Here is a 16,320-nt window from a genome sequence, read left to right on the forward strand (position 1 = left end):
AGTTTTACTACTTAGCGGTAAAAAAATAAATACGTATGAGTACTACAATTCCAACGAATCAAAAAGAACAATTATTCAGTAAGTTAAAAGATGCTAATACTGCTTTCCAGCAAATTTATCCCGGCGACCGGAGTGAACGCCAGCCCGTGCATACCCTGTACGGCGGCGCCAACCTGTTTAAATACGATGCAGCCATATCACTTGGGAAAAGAGCGCTGGAGATATTTGAGACCTATGCACCCGATCACAAAGTGTTCGGAAAAGTATTCGGCATGGATACCGTTTCGGGATTCAGCAATAAAGTATATGATAAGGTAATTGCAAAACTGAAGGCGGAAGCCATTGAAGATTTCCGGATCGATTTTGAAGACGGTTACGGCAATCGCAGCAACGAAGAAGAAGATGAAACTGCCCTTACCGCTGCATTGGAGGTTGCAAGGGGTATGAAAGAAAAGACCCTGTCGCCTTTTATCGGCATCCGCATAAAACCGTTTGCAGAAGAAATGAAGGAGAGAGGCCTGCGCACCCTGGATATATTCATCAGCACATTGGTAAAGGAAACCGGTGGGAGACTGCCGGATAATTTTGTGGTCATGCTTCCGAAGGTTACCATACCTGAACAACCTGCCGCCCTTGCTTCTTTTTTTGATATTCTTGAAGAAGAATTGAAAATTGAAAAAGGTATTTTGAAAATGGAGATGATGGTGGAGACCACCCAATCCATCATGGCGATCGACGGAACCAATCCTTTATATAAATTCATCAGGGCTGCCAACGGAAGATGTATTGCCATGCATTTCGGCACCTATGATTATACCGCAAGCTGCAGCATTACGGCAAAGTACCAGGAAATGGATCATCCTGTTTGTGATTTTGCACATCACATGACGAAAGTGGCGCTGGCTCATACCGGCATCTGGCTGAGCGATGGCGCAACCAATACCATGCCCATTGGTCCGCACCGGGGCGATCACTTAACGAAAGAACAGATGCAGGAGAATATGGACACCGTGCACCGTGCCTGGAGAAAGGGATATGATCATATCCGGCACTCCTTGTGGAATGGCTTTTACCAGGGATGGGACCTGAACCCGGCGCAGTTTCCCATGCGCTATGCTGCTGTATTTGCCTTCTTCCTGGAGAGCTATGACGATGCCGTGGAACGCCTGAAAACATTTGTAGAGAAAGCAGCCCGGGCAACATTGATCGGCGATGTTTTTGATGATGCCGCAACCGGGCAGGGGTTGCTGAATTATTTTTTACGGGCCCTGAACAGCGGTGCTATCACGGAAGAAGAAGTGCTGGTAACAGGATTAACGCTGGATGAGATACGTGGACGTTCTTTCAAGCGGATCTTAGAAAACCGGAAAAAGTAATGGATGTGTGGGAATTCATACATGCTAAATTATCGGCCACTGTACCCGTGCTGTTGTTATATGTATTGGAGAGCGAAGGAAGTTCGCCGGGAAGAAAAGGATTTAAGATGGCAGTGTCTGCCGACGGAACATTTTGCGGCACCATTGGCGGAGGTATCATGGAACATAAACTGGTGGAAAAAGCAAAGGACATACTTCGGAAAAATGAAAAGAGTGTTTTACTGTTGCGGCAGCATCATGATAAGGAACATGCCGGCAATCAGTCGGGGATGATCTGCAGCGGCAGCCAGCTGAATGCGTTCATTCCTGTTTCAACCAATGCCAAAGGAATTATCGAGGCGGTCATTTCCGGAAAAAAGACCCTCATTGAACTATCGCCACAGGGAATACGACCTGCCAAAGGATCCGTACAGGGACTTCAGTATAAAACAGATGCTGATTGGTTTTACAGTGAAGCCATCAACGAGCAACCGGTGATACATATAATCGGCGGCGGGCACGTAAGTCTTGCTTTATCGGAACTGATGCATTTCCTGGGGTTTTATGTAAACGTATATGATGACAGGCAGGACCTGAATACCATGCAGCAAAATTCCTTTGCTGATGAAAAGCATTCTATCCGCGGCTATGATGAGATCAATGCCTTCATGGCCCCGGCAGAGAACGATTACGTAGTGGTCATTTCATTTGGTTATCGTACTGATAAGGCTGCCATGAGACAATTGCTGAAAGGAAAGTTCTTTTACCTGGGGCTGATCGGCAGCGACCGAAAAGTTCAAACCCTGTTCGCTGAATTAAAAGAAGAGGGGATCTCCGCAGAAGTACTGGCCAGGGTACATGCGCCTGTCGGCATCAATATTTACAGTAAGACAGCACCGGAAATTGCCGTCAGCATTGCCGCCGAGATCATCCGGGAGAAAAATAAGGACCTGTCTACCGGAAGAAAATACTGATCGCAGCAAAAAAGCAACGATATAAAATTCTTCTTTTAACTACCGGACAGAGATCTTTTTCCGGATCACATTGGACGTTGTTTTATTCATTATCCCGGGCTGTGCTCCACCAATACTGATCATTACCGAACCTTTTGGCTGATATGTTTTTCCTGATTCGTTAACCAACGATAATTGTTCAGGCGTTAAAGTGAATGACACGGTCCTGCTTTGTCCTGCTTTCAACGAGATGCGCTGGAACCCTTTGAGGGCTTTAACAGGCGCTTTGGCAAACAGATCCAGGTGTGATATATATAACTGGACCACTTCTTCTCCATCCCTTTTCCCGGTATTGGTTATCCTTGCCTTCAAAGTGACATGTTTTCCGGCTTTAACGGAAGATGGGATACTGAGCATATCGTAATTAAAACGGGTATAGCTTAGCCCGTAACCAAACGGGTATAATGCTTCGCCGGTAAAATAGCGGTATGTTCTCCCGGCCATATCGTAGTTGCTGAAATCGGGGAGGTCTGCGTCAGCTTTATAAAAGGTAACCGGTAAACGGCCGGCCGGATTATAATCACCGAACAATACATCTGCTACCGCCATACCCGCACTTTGACCCCCGTACCAGGCATTTACGATGGCGGGTATATTTTCACTTTCCCAGGTAACGGCAAGTGCACTGCCGGTCATGATAACAAAGACCACCGGCCTGCCGGTTGCTTTCAGTGCTTTCATCAATTCCGTCTGCACAGCAGGTAATAAGATACTTGTACGGTCACCGCCTTTAAAACCGGGAACGGCCACCGGCATTTCTTCTCCTTCCAGCTGCGGGGATATACCACCCACAAAAACGATCGCATCAGCATCTTTTACCCGGTTGGCAAGAGCAGCAAAATCAGTCTTTACATAGTGGCCCGATCTGAGCCGGATAAATGCATTGCCTTCTGATTGACAGAATTCCACGGTTATTTTATAATGACCGTCTTTGTTTACAGGTAATTGAAATTGTTTGCTGCCTGAGCGGTTCCTGGGCCATGCATTGACCATGAGGGAATCGTTTATAAAAATGCGGTAGCCATCGTCTCCTTCGATCTCGAAATTCATCTGTTCGTCTTTTGCAGCAACCAGGGTGGTGGTATAGCGGGCTGAATAGTGTGTACTTCCAACTTCCGGCGCGGGGGCTTGTCCCTCGTTCCAGTAATGGTCGATCTCGTTGTCGGTGGTTGTATAGACCGGCTCGCCTTCTAATTTTTCATTATTGAAATATTCCGCTTTTACGCCAAGCCTGTTGCCGGCACTGAAACGGGTACGGAGGTTTTCATACAGCATCAGTGTATCACTGGCATAGCCGACTGCATTTTCATAAACCACTTCTGTATTTGCACCGGTTTTTTCTTTTATACCTTCCAATACGGAGATGACCTTTGAAGGGGTTCCGTTGTAATTACCCAGTACAGAGATCTTATTATCTGCATTGGGCCCAAGCACAACGATTTTCTTTAATTTTTTTGAAAGGGGCAATGTGTTGTTCTCATTCCGGAGCAGGACGATGGATTGCTGTGCCATTTTCAACGCATGGGCTTTGTGTTCCGGGGCCTCCAGTTTGGAGAAAGGGATCTGTGCGTATTTCACCTTAGAACCCGGATCGAACATACCCAGGCGGAAGCGGATGGCGAACAGCCTTTTTAATGATACGTCCAGTTGTTCTTCTTTGATCAACCCGTTCTTTACCGCATCGAACAATGTTCTGTAAACGGAGTTGCCGCATTCCAGGTCGGTGCCGTGTATTACGGCGTCCACGGCGGCACTGGTCAGATCCTTATGGGTCTTATGATACCGGAAAAAATCATCCACGGCCCAGCAGTCACTGGTTACATAGCCGGTAAACTTCCATTGATTTCGGAGAATATCATTCATTAACAGGTCGTTGGCGCAGCAAGGTTGCGTATTGATGGCATTATACGCACACATCACACCTGCCACTTTAGCATCCACAACCAGTTCTTTAAAAGCAGGTAAATAAGTATCCCAAAGATCATAGGCAGACGGATTAAAATTATCCGAGTGCCGGGTTGACTCTGGTCCACTGTGAACAGCAAAGTGTTTGGCACAGGCTGCAGCTTTTAAATACTTCGGGTCATCGCCCTGCAAGCCGTGCACGAATGCTCTTGCCAGCATAGAGGTCAGGAAAGGATCTTCCCCATAGGTTTCCTGTCCGCGGCCCCAGCGTGGGTCACGGAAAATATTGATATTAGGCGTCCAGTATGTTAATCCCTGGTACCTGTTGCCGATGCTGTTGGTCTCGAAGGCCTTATTATAAATGGCTCTTCCTTCGGTTGCAGAATAATCAGCCATGCGGCGCAGGGAGTTGGTATCCCATGTTGCGGCCATGGCGATCGCCTGTGGGAAAGAGGTTGTCTTGTACGGCGTTCTTGCCACGCCGTGCAGCACTTCATTCCACCATTCATAAGCCGGTATGCCCAGGCGGGGAATGGCCGGAGCAGCATTAAGCATCTGTGCCACTTTTTCTTCAAGGGTTAACCGGCTCACCAGGTCATTGACCCGTTGCTCAACGGGCAGGTTGGCATCCCACATGGGGAATGATCTTTTGTCCTGCGCATGAACGCCAGCTGCCAAAAACAAAGCAATGGTCAACAGCACAGGAGTGATTACTGATCTTGTCATTTTATTATTATTCTGAAATGTTTATTTTATCCTGCCCCATCTTATAAATGAACATCAGGTTTATGGAGGCAATCTGGTCTCTTACACGAAGCCTTAAGAAGAACGAAAATAGCATTCCCTGTCCTTCTTTTTTTAGATTTCATCAGCCATTTTAAATAAATTTAGGGATTATAAAAAATATGCTGTTGTTAGGGATCGATCTGGGCACTTCTTCTGTAAAGGTTTCTGTACTGGATGCAGCAACACAAAACTGTATTGCCTCCGTTCAATACCCCGAAACGGAAGCAGGTATCATTTCCCTGCATCCCGGCTGGGCCGAACAAAGTCCCGAAGGATGGTGGGAGAATGTAAGACAGGCCATACTGAAATGCCATGCCACCAGGCTATATGTTCCGCAGGATATTGCTGCCATCGGCATCGCCTACCAGATGCATGGCCTGGTGCTGGTGGATGAGGACCAGCAGGTGTTGCGCAATTCCATCATCTGGTGCGACAGCCGTGCTGTTGAGACCGGCGATGAAGCTTTTGCAAACATCGGAAAAGAAAAATGTTTGTATCACTTACTAAACTCTCCCGGAAATTTCACTGCCTCCAAACTGGCATGGGTCAAAAAGAATGAACCGGCCATTTTTGAAAAGGTCGACAAGGTCATGCTGCCCGGTGATTTTATTGCGATGAAACTGACCGGCTCCATTACCACAACCGTTTCTGCACTTTCTGAAGGGATCTTCTGGGATTTCCGGAGCAACGGTATTTCAAAAGATGTTACTGATCATTTTGGTTTTGACCGGTCTGTGTTTCCTGCCATCAATGCAGTATTCTCACCACACGGGCAATTAAAAGATACGGTTGCAGCAGGGTTGACTTTAAAGCCAGGCATACCGGTCACCTATAAAGCGGGTGATCAGCCGAACAATGCACTTTCATTGAATGTATTGCAGCCCGGGGAAGTGGCTGCCACGGCCGGTACCAGCGGCGTTATTTACGGAGTAAGCGATCAACTGGAATATGATCAGCAGTCAAGGATCAACAGTTTTGCACATGTAAATCACCCGGCTCCCTCTCCTTTGGAGAGGGCGGGGGTGAGGCCCGCATAGGCATTTTATTATGCATCAACGGAGCCGGAATTTTTAACCGATGGATAAAGAACCTGTTTGGTGCTAACCGTACTTATTCCGAACTGAATCATGCAGCCGCTCCTATTGGCCCTGGCGCAAATGGTCTGATGGCGCTCCCTTTTGGCAATGGGGCAGAGCGTATGCTGAATAATAAGGTGGTGGGTGCACATTTTAAAAACCTTGATTTTAATATTCATACGGGAGCGCATTTAGTAAGGGCGGCACAGGAAGGGGTTGCTTTTGCATTCCGCTATGGATTAGATATTATGCGGGAGAACGGCATGCAGCCTTCCGTCATAAGGGCAGGAAGAACGAACCTCTTTTTGAGCGATGTGTTTACCAGGACATTTGTGAACAGCACACAGGTGCCCGTGGAATTTTATGAAGGAGACGGAAGTTACGGCGCTGCCATCGGTGCCGGTATTGGTGCCGGCATCTTTAAAGATACTAAGGAGGCTTTCGGTAACCGGAAGCCCGTTGGTTCTGTAGAACCCGAAAGTCGCAATATCCATGAAGAACTTTACCAGCAATGGAAATGTTTTTTAAATGAAAGATCCGGCAGCATAAAAAATGAATTAATCAATATAGCTTAACCAAAAAAAAGAAGATGAAAATTGTAGCAGGACAGCATGAATTCTTTAAAGGCATTCCGCAAATAAAATACGAAGGAAGGGATTCAGACAACCCAATGGCATTCCGCTGGTATGATGAGAATAAACTGGTAGCCGGCAAACCCATGAAAGAACATTTGCGCTTTGCCTGTGCCTACTGGCATTCCTTTGTTGGCAGCGGCGCCGATCCTTTTGGCGAGCCCACGCATATTTTTCCCTGGGATAATATTTCGACAGGCTCAGTACGGGATGCGGTGGAAAAGGCAAAAGACAAAGCAGATGCCGCATTCGAATTCATGACCAAACTCGGTTTGCCATTTTATTGCTTTCACGATGTGGATGCGGTAGAATATACCAATGATGTTGCTGATAACGAAAGACGCCTGCAGGCGATCACTGCTTACCTGAAAGAAAAGCAGGACGCCAGCGGCGTAAGATTATTATGGGGTACCGCCAATCTGTTCTCCAACAAACGATATATGAATGGTGCTGCCACCAATCCCGACTTTCATGTGCTGGCACACGCAGGAGCGCAGGTAAAGGCAGCATTGGATGCCACCATTGCACTGGGTGGTGAGAATTATGTTTTCTGGGGAGGAAGGGAAGGATACATGAGCCTGCTGAACACGAACATGAAAAGGGAGAAAGAACATTTTGCCCGCTTCCTGCACACTGCAAAGGATTATGCAAGAAGGAACGGTTTCAAAGGGAAATTCTTCATTGAACCAAAACCCTGCGAACCATCCAAACACCAGTACGATTATGATTGCGAAACAGTGATCGGCTTCTTACGTCAATATGACCTGTTAAATGATTTCAGTCTGAATATTGAAGTGAACCACGCAACCCTTGCCGGTCACACATTCCAGCATGAGTTACAGGTAGCTGCCGATGCAGGCCTGCTTGGAAGCATGGATGCCAACCGCGGTGATTACCAGAACGGATGGGATACGGACCAGTTCCCCAATAACATCAACGAACTGGCAGAAGCCATGCTGGTCATCCTGGAGGCCGGTGGTTTTAAAGGAGGCGGTATCAACTTCGATGCGAAGATCCGCCGTAACTCCACCGATGCGGAAGACCTGTTTCATGCGCACATCGGGGGTATGGATGCGTTTGCAAGGGCATTGATCATAGCGGATAATATTTTACAAAGATCAGACTATAAAAAAATAAGAACAGAAAGATATGCATCCTTCGACGGCGGTAAAGGAAAAGAATACGAAGCAGGAAAATTATCGCTGGAAGACCTGAGAAACTATGCCATTGAAAACGGGGAGCCAACGGTCATCAGTGGCAAGCAGGAGTACCTGGAGAATATCATTAACCGGTTTATTTAGTAGTAAGCTGCAAGGGGGAAGCTACAAGGGACAGGCATGCAGACTTAAAACAGACTGACCAGGAAAAAGAGGTTATTAATTTAAGACTTGCCCCCTTGAGGCTTGTGTCTTGCAGCTTCTTTAAAAATATTATAAAACCAAAACGCAACGCTCATGAATTTTCTCGGCACAGTTGACTGGATATTCCTTATCCTGTATATGTTGGTGATAGCCGGCATTTCCATATGGTCCATCCGGAAGAGTAAGGATTCGCCAACGGATTATTTCCTGGCCAACCGTAATCTTGGCTGGTGGGTGATCGGTGCTTCTATACTTGCTTCCAACGTAGGTTCTGAACATATCGTGGGCCTGGCCGGATCAGCCGGTTCATCCGGAACGGTGCTGGGGCATTACGAATTGCACTCCTGGATCGTTTTAATATTGGGCTGGGTGTTTGTTCCTTTTTACATGCGCAGCATGGTGTATACAATGCCCGAGTTCCTGGAAAGAAGATTCAATGCAAAGTCAAGGCGTTTGTTATCGGTCATTCAATTGCTCAGTTACGTCATTGCCAAAGCATCGGTAACCATTTTTGCGGGTGCATTGGTGTTTAACCAGATACTGGGCGTAGAGTTCTGGACAGGCGCCATTATCCTGGTGGTGGTAACAGGCGTGTATACCATTTTCGGAGGTCTCCATGCCGTAATGTATACCGAAGCGATACAGGCTTTTGTTTTATTGATCGGTTCGGCCGTTCTGTTATTTGTAGGCCTTGATAAAGTGGGAGGCTGGAATGCGTTGATGAACGAATTCCCGAAGGACAAACTGAATATGTTCCGTCCGCTCAGCGATCCTGAATTTCCGTGGCTGGGTATTTTATTTGCATCGCCCATTGTGGGTATCTGGTATTGGTGTACCGACCAGCATATCGTGCAGCGATGCCTTGCCGGAAGGAATGAACAACAGGCAAGACGGGGAACGATCTTTGCGGCTTACTTAAAACTACTTCCGTTCTTTATATTTCTTATCCCTGGTTTGATCGCTTATGTGTTACACGCAAAAGGACAGTTAACATTGCCGCTTAATGCCGACGGACAAACCGACTATAACGCGGCTTTTCCTGCCATGGTGGAACAGATCATGCCGATGGGCCTTAGAGGTCTGCTGGCAGGAGGTCTGCTGGCAGCGCTGATGGCTTCACTGGCTTCGGTGTATAATGCATGCTCTACGTTATTTACAATGGATATTTACCAGAAAATGAAACCCGAAGCGGACGAAAAAGAATTGGTAAGGGTGGGTCGTATTGCAACAGGCGTAGTGGTAATACTGGGCATGGTATGGATACCGATGATGGGCCGCATTTCCAGTACACTGTATACCTACCTGCAAAGTGTGCAGTCTTACCTGGCGCCGCCCATTGCAGCGGTATTCTTATTAGGCGTATTCTTTAAGCGCCTGAATGCAAAAGGAGCTTATGCCGCCATGGTGGTAGGTTTCGTTCTGGGCCTTATTAAACTTACACTCGAATTGTTTAAGAATGACCTGGGTGGATTCCTGTACGATTTTGCCACCATTAACTTCCTGTATTTCTGTATTTACTTATTCCTGTTTTCTATAGCGGTAATGGTGCTGGTAAGCCTGCTTACTCCAAAACCATCTGAAGAACAGATAAAGGGATTGACCTTTGCCACCACAGTAGCAGAAGACAAAGTGGCCAGCCGTGCAAGCTGGAACAGCCTCGATGTTATACTGTCATTGATCATTGTGGCCATTATCGTATCTGTATTCATTTATTTCTCTCCATTGGGAATCGCTAAGTAATCATTCTGAAAATTGTAAAATTCGGTTTATTGGTTGCAGGGATGTTTTCTTTCCCCCTTTCAAAGCCGCCATCCAGGAAGGCAGGGGCATGAATGTAATGGCTACCTATAATAAGCTGTGGGGAATGCCGGCGCACATCAACAAACACCTGCTTACAGATATTCTGAGAAAAGAGAGGGGTTTTAACGGTGTGGTGGTTTCTGATTATTCCGCCGGAAGGGCGCTGAAGTGGTACAGATGTATATCCGGGATGATTACGCATCGGTTACAAGACCCGTGAAGGAATTGAAAGGCTTTAAGAAGATATGGCTTGAGCCCGGGCAATCTCAAACAGTTAACTTCACCATCGATAAAGAACTGCTTTCTTTTTTTTGATGCCAACGTGAAATGGACAGCAGAGCCGGGTGATTTTACCGTGATGGCTTGGACCGCTTCTGATAAAACGGAAAATATTAAGTTTGTCCTTGTTAAGTAAGTTGCTTGGCACCGGGAATAATAAATTAACCAGATAAACCCATACGCTCATGTTGTTGCAGCAAACCATGCGCTGGTTCGGACCGAATGATGCCGTCGGCCTCCGGGATATACGGCAGGCCGGTTGCAGCGGCGTGGTAACAGCCCTGCATCATATTCCTGTTGGGGAAGTGTGGAGTGTTGAAGATATAAATAAAAGAAAAAAGATCATCGAAGATGCAGGATTGACATGGACGGTCATTGAAAGTCTGCCGGTGCATGAAGACATTAAAAAACAAAGCGGCGCTTTTCTTCAATATATTGAAAACTACAGAACGAGCTTACGCAATGTTGCCTCCTGCGGCTTAAAAGTGGTCACCTATAATTTCATGCCCATACTTGACTGGTTACGGACGGATGTTTCGTATGCCATGCCGGATGGCAGCAGGGCCCTGTATTTTGAACGGGCTGCATTCATTGCATTCGACCTGTTCTTGCTGAAACGACCCGGCGCTGAAAAGGATTATACAGACGAAGAAATAAAAAAAGCGACCGCACGGTTTGCGATAATGAATGAAGCAGAAAAAGAGAGATTGTTCCGCAATGCCATGCTGGGCCTGCCGGGCAGCGATGAAGCATTTACACCCGGACAGGTTTTAACTGCATTAAAAACCTATGAAGGTATCAATGCCCAAAAACTGCAGCAGCATCTTTTCTTTTTTCTTAAACAGGTAGTTCCGGTTGCGGAAGCATGTGGCCTGCAAATGGCCATTCACCCCGACGATCCGCCTTATCCGATTCTTGGATTGCCAAGAGTGGTAAGTACAGAACAGGATGCGCTGGATATTATCCGGTCGGTACCTTCACCGGCAAACGGACTTTGTTTTTGCACGGGTTCTTTTGGAGCAAGGGCGGATAATGACCTGGTAAGCATGATACAGCGCTTTGCCGATAATATTCACTTTCTTCACCTGCGTAACACAAAGCGGGATTCAGAAGGTAATTTTTACGAAGCAGATCACCTGGCCGGCGACACAGACATGTATGCCGTTATGAAAGAAGTGGTACAGCTGATGAAGCGGCGGAATGTTTCCCTGCCCATGCGGCCCGACCATGGCCACCAGATGCTGGATGACCTGGATAAGACCCCTTATCCCGGTTACAGTGCTATCGGGCGTTTGCGTGGACTGGCAGAATTACGTGGGCTGGAACTGGGCATTTACCGTTCTTTGTACCCGGGGGATAAACTGAATTAACAAGATTGATTAGAAATGAGCAAGATCACGAAAGAATTTTTTGGCCTCTACGATGATAAAGAGATCCATCGTTTCACCCTTATGAATGCAAAGGGAAACCGTGTTTCGGTGATCAATTACGGGGGTACGGTCATTTCATGGATACTGAATGATGAGAACGGGAAGGCAAGGAATATTGTTGCCGGTTTTGATACGCTGCAGGAATACCGGGATGCCACGGCTTATTTCGGGTGTATTGCCGGGCGCTATGCCAACCGGATCGCCAATGGCCATTTTTCCATCAACGGGACCAACTATGTACTTGCCTGCAATGATGGAAAAACCACCTGCATGGAGGTAACAGGGGATTTGATAAAAAGGTTTGGGATGCGACCGTGATCGAAAAGGATTCCCCGGTATTATCACTGAATTATTTCAGCCGGGATGGGGAGGAGGGTTACCCCGGCAGCCTGGATGTTACCGCTGAATTCTCTTATACCGATGATGATGAACTGGTCATCCGGTATTCAGCTGAAACAGACAAACCTACTCCCATCAATCTTACCAGTCATTGTTATTTTAATTTATCCGGTGATATGGGGCGCAGTATACTGGATCATTCGCTGCAGGTAAATGCTGACCACTATACACCCCTGAATGCAGAACGGATCCCGACAGGCGAATTGATACCCGTGGCAGGAACAGGATTTGATTTCCGGGAACCGGCTTCAATAAAGGATAACCTGGAGCGGTCAGCAGAAGAATACGACCATAATTTTGTGCTGAATAAGAACGGGAACCCCTTTTCATTTGCTGCATTGCTGGCCGGGCCGGGAGGCCATCCAAAAATGGCTGTATTCACTACCGAGCCGGGCCTGCAGTTGTATACCGGCAATTTGCTCGACGGCAGTTCGAAGAACCGGGATGGTAAAGGGATCGGTAAATACAGTGCCCTGTGCCTGGAGACCCAGCACTTCCCGGATTCTCCCAACCAGCCTCAGTTTCCTTCAACTATATTAATGCCGGGGAAGAAATTTTTTTCGAAGACGGTTTATAAGGTCAGTGCAGAGTGAATACTGAACAAGGAACAAGGAATATCGAATTTCGAAGTAGCGTTCCGATAAGAATCTCCGTTCCTTGTTCAAAATTCCTTGTTCCTTGTTCGAAATTGTATAAAATAAAAAAGCCCGTCCAAAACTGAACAGGCTTTTATTAAATATGCTGTAGGGGAAGGGATCGAACCTTCACGAGGCAGTTAGCTATAACACAAAGCCTGCCTACCGGCAGGCAGGTTCGGTGGTCGACCCCGGTCATCTCGCCTTAGGCGAGACGGCTCTATGTTACGTTTATCCTGTTGTCCTCACCCCCGAGACAAGGGGGCATGTCTGCCAAAAATCATCTTACAATCGCCTTTTAAAACCACTAGGTGACCGATTTGGTGACCTGTTTTAGCCTTTTCCTGATTGTCGAGTTAAAGAACTAGTTAGTTTTTAAATAGTGAGTAAATATAATAATGATTATTATGCCATCAATGCATGAGATTGTCCTTTTTCAATTTCCTGATTTTAACCATAGTAAATCGGAATGTAAAGAATAGCGACTCTGGGCCTTTTTTTCTTCATATAAGGGAAACCTGAATCCCAAATAAGCCATAACTATTTAATAATGGTAATGCCCTGGATAATTTTGATACAAAGAAAAGCCCATTTTTATAGGCTAGGGTCTGGGTCAAAGCGTGAGCCATATCAAAATGGTCAATGCTCCGAAAATGAGATTAATAGCAATATTTACCATCGGGCTTAATCTAGCTCCGTCATCATCAAAAATGATAGCCCGCACAAGAGTGCCAAGCACATAAGCGGCGAAGATGAAAAAAACAATAATAAGTGTCATTTGATATGTTTAATTGAAAAGAAGGGCAGCCGAAACTGCCCTTTAAATAGACCTCTGGTTTCATTTTCAATGGTTTTTGAGTAGGAGCGAAACACATATCAAAAGCACCAGCAACAAAATGCGGCATAACTCCTGCTATCAGAAGCAATACGTCAAAAGGAGATGTAGATCTGAAAATGCCGATATGGGATATCCCTGCCATTGATTTTATAAAGAATCAATTCTTTAGAATCAGCGGCAACCCTGTCTACAAAACACCAGGTATTCCGGGGAATGCTGTCATACGATTCAATACATAACACCCGGAACGGACAGTAGAGCTTTCTCAAATAGCCTTGTTGGTTGATCACCATTATTGAAAATGGATCGATCAACGATTTAAAATTGACTTTCTCCATATGGAAGGCCCGGCTAGTTTAAGAACCAACTTTGCTGCTGGTTACTCAGGGCATACTTAAGCTGTTCAACGAAATGAAATGCATTCACCGACCGGTCCAGGAAATTATCAATGTAGGTGGATTTGTTTGCTCCGGTGAACAGGTTATACAGACGCCACAGGTTGATGGTTCCGTCCTCATTCTTACAGAATGACTGGTCCCTGTAATAATCCTTAACAACTGTGCTGATCTGGTTATCTCCAAATAACAGCGGGGGTAATTCATTCTGCATGGCCTTGGGGAGATTTTGATACATACGACAGCGGCCTATTAACAGGGCAAATTGCTGTTCGGTTAAACTGTGCTCCTCAAAATAGCGCATCATCGTCAAATGATATGGTGCATTGTAATTTTCCAGTAATGAACGGATGCATGCTCTTAGCTGGCCAATACTGGTAACCTTTAAGTCACTCATGTAACCATCTGTCCAAACACACAGGTTGGTACACACTTTATTCTGGAAACCGATGAATATCTTAAAATGCTCATCGGCGCCCTTTTTGTTGTACAGATTATCTTGGTTAAGCGCCTTTACCCCGCCGATGGTGAGAGATAGCCGGGATCCGTCTATTTCATCATAGACCGTTGGGATCTCAATTAAAAAGGCCATTCTCTCATAATAGAGGGTTTTCTCATGTTCCTGCAGCTGAATAGCTGGCTTATCCTTTGCCTCCGGGATTCTGCCCTTAATCGGATGAGAAAGCCTCACATTGGGTTTCAGAATTGTTTCACCGCTGAAAACAACAGCTGTAATATCTAAGGTGTCTGGATAAAATCAGCCTGTGATATTAGCGGCTCATTATCCTTTATGAAAACCGGGATGATATGCTTTTCTCTAATCTCTTCAACGCTGCTCTCGATCGTATTTGCCTCAATAAAGGCTGATCCGGATGACAATCCTTCCCCGGTAACAGCAGGTGTTACCACTATGGCATTATTTACCTCTTCATTAGGCAATGTTTGTGTGAGTTCCATTAGCTGAAGGTTTTAGATTGTTAAGAATAGGATTGACTTTAACGGGCTGTAGTAGCTCTTTGCGCCTTGCAGTGAACAGGTTTAAGTGTGTTTCCTGGTAAACAGGGCATTTGTTGTACAGTGTCAAAAGATCATCCACAGAACCACAACCATTGATCTTTTGAATCAGTTCTTCTTCGGATATAATTTCTGTTGTTATGCCCGGTATAATTTCAGAAATTATATCCTCACCCTGGTTGCACCAGTTGTTGATCTGCTTCCCGGTTTCAACGGAAATTTTGAATTCCGGCTTGCTAATGAAAAGAGAAGTACGGTCTTTGCTGGCCACAGCATTGTGCTTACTGTCAACATCCAATACGATGGTGAATTCATAATCCAATCCATCACGTTGTACCCCCTTTAAGCCGACTTTCTCCGGGATCATTTTGCCGTTCTTTTCATTTAGTACATAATCTTGTTTACTCCGGATAGTGCCTATGATATGGCAGGAGCTTTGGAGCATAGCCTGCACAAAGGCATTGTGCCGGTGTGTTAGCTTACCCCAATTGGTAAAGGAATTGCCAGCCATGTTTGAATGGATATCCAGTATTCCGCCGGTACCATCCCACTCGTGGGAAACACTGTCAATTATTATGACTTCCATTTTACTGTCCTCACATAGCTTAACTGCCTGGATAAACTTCTCAGGGCTAAATGGAGGCCCAATTGCGATGGTATTATAATCGCCCAAGTGAGCATATAGGTCTGCAGAACTGTTTTCGGTGTCTATGACGGCAATTTTGTTCCAGTTGCCACATAACCCAAAAGCGATAAGCAAGGCCCCAATACTTTTACCAGATCCACTTGGTCCCTGTAAGGCTAGTTTCATCTTAGCCTTTTTACGGGATGCTTTTTGTAGTTGCATAATATTAGATTTATTGATTTAAAAAGCAAGGGGCAAGCATTACACTTGCCCCCGTTTGTAGCAATGGCTGCTGTTAAGCCAAAGCTTTGGCCCTCGCGGAATTAGTAAATTCATGCGTTTCAACAGCATCTGCAGGCGGAACTCATAGGTGTAGGAAAGGGTCTTCACTTCTCCGGTTTCCTGAACCGTATATTCATACGGCTCACAGGCGACCCGTTCAATTGCTCCCGGCATTTGGGTGCCGATCAACCCTTTTGCCGTCGCCTCATCCAGGGCAGCATACATAAAGCAACGCTTTGTGGTTGCATAGAACCTGCCGGTATTTTGGCTTTGAACAATTGAAACATCTCCCTCCAATTCAAGAGAAATGTACTGATCGCCATCATTTCCCTGGCGAACATGGTAGTTTTTAACTTTGACCATTTTTAAATGATTTAAATGTGATTAAAATAATTATTGGTTCAAACCCCGGGGTAAGAACCGCAAACTTGAATGGGCGGGTGCGATTCTGGTAGGGCATTTACGCACTCGCTGTTGAATACCATCACATAATTT

At 45.9% G+C, this 16,320-nt stretch carries 12 protein-coding genes and 3 pseudogenes; 10 read left to right on the forward strand and 5 right to left on the reverse strand.

The genetic code is table 11. From position 1 onward, the window contains the following. Nucleotides 1-35: 35 nt before the first annotated feature. Nucleotides 36-1,376: a phosphoenolpyruvate kinase gene (locus tag IPJ02_15440; protein MBK7376885.1), complete on the forward strand. Its 1,341-nt coding sequence runs from the start codon at nt 36-38 to the stop codon at nt 1,374-1,376. Continuing rightward, the gene (locus IPJ02_15445; protein ID MBK7376886.1) at nt 1,376-2,329 is read left to right on the forward strand and encodes an XdhC family protein; all 954 of its coding nucleotides are present in this window, start codon (nt 1,376-1,378) and stop codon (nt 2,327-2,329) included. The genes IPJ02_15440 and IPJ02_15445 overlap by 1 nt, the downstream gene beginning before the upstream one ends. Before the next feature lie 39 nt (nt 2,330-2,368). On the opposite strand, the gene IPJ02_15450 is transcribed toward IPJ02_15445, so the two are convergent. Next, nucleotides 2,369-4,999, reverse strand: a complete 2,631-nt coding sequence (locus tag IPJ02_15450; GenBank protein MBK7376887.1) for a glycoside hydrolase family 3 C-terminal domain-containing protein — start codon at nt 4,997-4,999, stop codon at nt 2,369-2,371. Nucleotides 5,000-5,178: 179 nt separating this feature from the next. Between IPJ02_15450 and IPJ02_15455 the strand changes: the two are divergent. The 8 genes and pseudogenes from IPJ02_15455 to IPJ02_15490 all read left to right on the forward strand — a co-directional run bounded on the left by IPJ02_15455 (nt 5,179) and on the right by IPJ02_15490 (nt 12,629). Beyond that, a pseudogene (locus tag IPJ02_15455) lies at nt 5,179-6,710 on the forward strand (carbohydrate kinase). A gap of 14 nt (nt 6,711-6,724) precedes the next feature. Further along, nucleotides 6,725-8,068 carry a xylose isomerase gene (gene xylA, locus IPJ02_15460; protein ID MBK7376888.1) on the forward strand — a complete coding sequence of 448 codons (1,344 nt, stop codon included), beginning with the start codon at nt 6,725-6,727 and terminating at the stop codon, nt 8,066-8,068. 153 nt (nt 8,069-8,221) lie between these two features. After that, nucleotides 8,222-9,868, forward strand: a complete 1,647-nt coding sequence (locus IPJ02_15465; GenBank protein MBK7376889.1) for a sodium/solute symporter — start codon at nt 8,222-8,224, stop codon at nt 9,866-9,868. Beyond that, nucleotides 9,810-10,148, forward strand: coding sequence for a hypothetical protein (locus tag IPJ02_15470; protein ID MBK7376890.1), 339 nt, complete (start codon nt 9,810-9,812; stop codon nt 10,146-10,148). The genes IPJ02_15465 and IPJ02_15470 overlap by 59 nt, the downstream gene beginning before the upstream one ends. Further along, nucleotides 10,106-10,343: pseudogene (locus tag IPJ02_15475) on the forward strand (fibronectin type III-like domain-contianing protein). Before IPJ02_15470 ends, IPJ02_15475 begins: the two are co-directional and overlap by 43 nt. Nucleotides 10,344-10,410: 67 nt before the next feature. Beyond that, complete coding sequence (uxuA, locus tag IPJ02_15480) at nt 10,411-11,577, forward strand: mannonate dehydratase (GenBank protein ID MBK7376891.1); 1,167 nt, start codon at nt 10,411-10,413, stop codon at nt 11,575-11,577. A 15-nt stretch (nt 11,578-11,592) separates the two neighbouring features. Beyond that, the gene (locus IPJ02_15485) at nt 11,593-11,955 is read left to right on the forward strand and encodes a hypothetical protein (protein ID MBK7376892.1); all 363 of its coding nucleotides are present in this window, start codon (nt 11,593-11,595) and stop codon (nt 11,953-11,955) included. After that, on the forward strand, nt 11,904-12,629 hold the full coding sequence (locus IPJ02_15490; protein ID MBK7376893.1) for a galactose mutarotase: 726 nt from the start codon (nt 11,904-11,906) through the stop codon (nt 12,627-12,629). Before IPJ02_15485 ends, IPJ02_15490 begins: the two co-directional genes overlap by 52 nt. 655 nt (nt 12,630-13,284) lie before the next feature. Here IPJ02_15490 and IPJ02_15495 read toward each other — a convergent pair. From IPJ02_15495 to IPJ02_15510, 4 genes and pseudogenes are all read right to left on the reverse strand, one after another. Continuing rightward, complete coding sequence (locus tag IPJ02_15495; GenBank protein MBK7376894.1) at nt 13,285-13,449, reverse strand: hypothetical protein; 165 nt, start codon at nt 13,447-13,449, stop codon at nt 13,285-13,287. A gap of 411 nt (nt 13,450-13,860) precedes the next feature. Then, nucleotides 13,861-14,861: pseudogene (locus IPJ02_15500) on the reverse strand (DUF3871 family protein). Continuing rightward, nucleotides 14,836-15,768: an AAA family ATPase gene (locus IPJ02_15505; protein ID MBK7376895.1), complete on the reverse strand. Its 933-nt coding sequence runs from the start codon at nt 15,766-15,768 to the stop codon at nt 14,836-14,838. Before IPJ02_15505 ends, IPJ02_15500 begins: the two are co-directional and overlap by 26 nt. Nucleotides 15,769-15,804: 36 nt before the next feature. Next, the gene (locus IPJ02_15510) at nt 15,805-16,188 is read right to left on the reverse strand and encodes a hypothetical protein (protein ID MBK7376896.1); all 384 of its coding nucleotides are present in this window, start codon (nt 16,186-16,188) and stop codon (nt 15,805-15,807) included. Nucleotides 16,189-16,320: the final 132 nt, after the last annotated feature.

Source organism: Chitinophagaceae bacterium, assembly GCA_016710165.1.
Classification (GTDB): Bacteria; Bacteroidota; Bacteroidia; order Chitinophagales; family Chitinophagaceae; genus Ferruginibacter.

What these genes read in the sequence shown, in the direction of transcription:
- IPJ02_15510 (MBK7376896.1), bottom strand. Translation starts at nt 16,188, where the DNA reads ATGGTCAAAGTTAAAAACTACCATGTTCGCCAGGGAAATGATGGCGAT.
- IPJ02_15495 (MBK7376894.1), bottom strand. Translation starts at nt 13,449, where the DNA reads ATGACACTTATTATTGTTTTTTTCATCTTCGCCGCTTATGTGCTTGGC.
- IPJ02_15450 (MBK7376887.1), bottom strand. Translation starts at nt 4,999, where the DNA reads ATGACAAGATCAGTAATCACTCCTGTGCTGTTGACCATTGCTTTGTTT.
- IPJ02_15485 (MBK7376892.1), top strand. Translation starts at nt 11,593, where the DNA reads ATGAGCAAGATCACGAAAGAATTTTTTGGCCTCTACGATGATAAAGAG.
- uxuA (MBK7376891.1), top strand. Translation starts at nt 10,411, where the DNA reads ATGCGCTGGTTCGGACCGAATGATGCCGTCGGCCTCCGGGATATACGG.
- xylA (MBK7376888.1), top strand. Translation starts at nt 6,725, where the DNA reads ATGAAAATTGTAGCAGGACAGCATGAATTCTTTAAAGGCATTCCGCAA.
- IPJ02_15465 (MBK7376889.1), top strand. Translation starts at nt 8,222, where the DNA reads ATGAATTTTCTCGGCACAGTTGACTGGATATTCCTTATCCTGTATATG.
- IPJ02_15445 (MBK7376886.1), top strand. Translation starts at nt 1,376, where the DNA reads ATGGATGTGTGGGAATTCATACATGCTAAATTATCGGCCACTGTACCC.
- IPJ02_15440 (MBK7376885.1), top strand. Translation starts at nt 36, where the DNA reads ATGAGTACTACAATTCCAACGAATCAAAAAGAACAATTATTCAGTAAG.